Genomic DNA, 327 nt, shown 5'->3' with positions numbered 1-327 from the left:
CCCCCCCCCCCCCCCCCCCCCCCCCCCCCCCCCCCCCCCCCCCCCCCCCCCCCCCCCCCCCCCCCCCCCCCCCCCCCCCCCCCCCCCCCCCCCCCCCCCCCCCCCCCCCCCCCCCCCCCCCCCCTCTCACCCCCCCCCCCCCCCCCGACACCTACACTAGGTTCTCTTCGTCGGCAGCGTCAGATGTGTATAAGAGACAGCTCTATGCCCAGGAACGGCCGAATCTGCAAGCCGGTAGCAAGATGCAGGGCTTTCACCACAAAGGCGTCTTGCGGCACGGCCATGACCACGTCGAGCCGGCCGTCCTCCAGCCGCAAGGGGTACACG

1 protein-coding gene is annotated in these 327 nt (G+C 76.8%); it reads right to left on the bottom strand.

Features of this window, described 5'->3' with window-relative positions:
• Positions 1–179: 179 nt before the first annotated feature.
• Positions 180–326 carry a GspE/PulE/PilB domain-containing protein gene (locus JHD63_RS25140; RefSeq protein WP_370590628.1) on the bottom strand — a complete coding sequence of 49 codons (147 nt, stop codon included), beginning with the start codon at positions 324–326 and terminating at the stop codon, positions 180–182.
• Between the last annotated feature and the right edge of the window lies 1 nt (position 327).

This window comes from Xylophilus sp. ASV27 (assembly GCF_016428875.1).
In the GTDB taxonomy this organism is placed as follows: domain Bacteria; phylum Pseudomonadota; class Gammaproteobacteria; order Burkholderiales; family Burkholderiaceae_C; genus Xylophilus.
The sequence above is the reverse complement of the archived record's forward strand: the minus strand, read 5'-3'. Positions and strand labels throughout refer to the sequence as shown.